The 2373-nt window shown below is 54.5% G+C and carries 2 protein-coding genes; both read left to right on the top strand.

Annotated features, from left to right (window positions below; all coding sequences use genetic code 11):
• On the top strand, positions 1 to 1850 hold a 1850-nt coding region (locus ACYPZI_RS15855; protein ID WP_459603332.1), incomplete at its 5' end, for a fibrobacter succinogenes major paralogous domain-containing protein.
• Positions 1851 to 2047: 197 nt separating this feature from the next.
• Positions 2048 to 2373 (top strand): hypothetical protein (locus ACYPZI_RS15850; protein ID WP_459603330.1); only part of this gene is annotated, 326 nt, incomplete at its 3' end.

Here is a 2373-nt window from a genome sequence, read left to right as displayed (position 1 = left end):
CGGGAGGATGGACAATAGATAAGATAGCCGATGCCGCCGGTAACACTTCCGACTGGCTGGACGCCACAGTCAAGGCAGGCGCCGCCGGCCCGGCTGTCGATACAAAGCTTACTATGAGCCAGAACAGTGGTACCAGCGAACGTATCGCCTTTGTCCACCTGTCCGCCGGCCGGCTGAAGTATGTCGTCAAGGTGACACAGGAAATCTCCGCGGCCCTTTCCCTGAACATCACCGATAGCAGCGGGAACCCGGTCAGCCAGCTCGAGTTTTTCGCCGCGAAAGATACCCAGCCTGCCGCCCAAGAGTTCCACCTGGCATGGACGCCGATTGCTTCCCCCCTGACCTTTGTCAGTACAGCCATCGGTACAGCCTTTACCTTTGCTACCGGCACGGGCCTGACCAGTCTTCCCGCCAGCGGCAGCCTGACAGACGCTTCGGCTACCCATGACTATAACATACAGCCACCGGCCATCACCACCGCCCAGCTGAACGCCGATCCGTTCCTGGTGCGCTCGTCGATCTGGTTTTACAGCGTTTCCAACGGGATCTCCTCCATCAACAAATCCCTTACGCTTCGCCAGACTGTCTATAATATGATTCCCATGGTCGCTTCCATGTACCTGATGGATGGCAACACCAAATCGTTCGCCGTACGATCCAACTCGCCTTTTACGGTGACCGTCAAAGAAGATCCGGATAACGTGCTTACGCTGCCGACCGCCACCTACCCGGCGAACATAACCGCCGCCGGACAAACGGTATACTTCGGTGTGATCGATGACATGACGACGTTAAGCGTCCTGTCCAGCAGCCCGGTAGTGACAATCAGCAGCCCGACTGGCCTGTTCGCTGATGTCGATGTTCCGCTGAGTTGCATGACCACTCCGTCCGCCAACTCGTTTATAGTCGCTCCAAACACCGCAAACTTCGAGATCAATGTGCGAAATTGTAACATGTCCGACCTGGGTGCCCAGCTTGGTGGCTCGGAAGCATTCACGGCCGAACTGGTGTGGACAGACAACGCGAATGGAGTAGCCGCTAACTCTAATATTGCGTCTGTCTCCGCCACAGGCTCGGGACCGTCCGGAAAAGTCGTGGTAAGCACCGGCTCTGCCGAAGGCAACGCTGTGGTATGCATTAAAAAAAGCGGAAAAATCCTGTGGTCGTGGCACTTGTGGGTGACGAATTATAGCCCGGCTGCAGTCGCAAGCGGCCAATATATGGACCGCAACCTGGGCGCTCTAAGCAACACGCCAGGCGCCACCACCTCCCTTGGTCTAAACTATCAGTGGGGTCGGAAAGACCCTTTCCCTGGCCCATCCGCTATCACTGGGTCAACTTTTAAAACTATTTATAATCAATCCGGTACCGGTATTGCGCGAGCGAACACGGTGGCCCCGGCCGGCACTGCGCCCTTCTACAACATAGCGCTAGCGACGAGTGCGCCCACAACTTTCCTCACCATTACCTCAACTACCGGTGATTGGTTCACCACCCAATCGGGCATTCATAACGACAACCTTTGGAGTACTACTTCGAAAACAATATATGACCCCTGCCCAGAAAACTGGAGAACCCCGCAAGGCGTACCGCTGTCGACGTCCGGGGCTCCATGGAACGCCACTAACCGCGGCCGCACATCTACGACTCTTGGGTGGTTACCGGCGCAGAGTTATATAGGGTACACAGGAAACCTCATGACCAATGGGGACGAAATCTATTATTGGACCACAGGTGTAGACGCCGCAACCGGTCGTTCACTTTATTCCAAAACAACCTCATCAAGTGCGTCTGTCAATCAGGTGAGTACGCGAGCGATTGCCATGCCGATTAGATGCATAAGGATGTAAAAAGAGCGTAAGTGACCGTCCCCGCTTCAAGTCCTTCGAGCCACTACGAGCCGCCGGGTTACCCCCCCGCCCCCTCCACCCTATAGGGTAGCGCCAGGCTACCCTATGATAACCAAAAAAAAGGTCGGAGGATGATAAACAGGGATAAAACAGTGAATAATAACAGTTTAAACGAAAAAACAAGATGAAAATAAAAAATGAAAACCGCACGCTCGCGCAGACGTCCCGTCTGTGTGTTGCGAAGCAATAATTATAATCCTGTCGGTATCATCATCGGCAGGGATAACGAAACAATGTGTAAAGTACTTAAACAACGACATCAAATGACTGACCATAAAATACCTTCAAAGCGCCGGCGGCTTCCCTGCCTGGAAACGCGGGCGCCCTTTAACTTGTTTACTATTATTGCTGTGTATCTACATTCGATCGCCGGGAGGGAGCTGCGCTGCACGGCGCAACGCCTTCATGGCGCAGGGGAGCATACGATCCGTCCCGTCGCGACGACGCCGACGGATCCGGGATC

This window comes from Dysgonomonas reticulitermitis (assembly GCF_054601275.1).
This window is presented reverse-complemented; position numbering and strand designations above follow the sequence as displayed.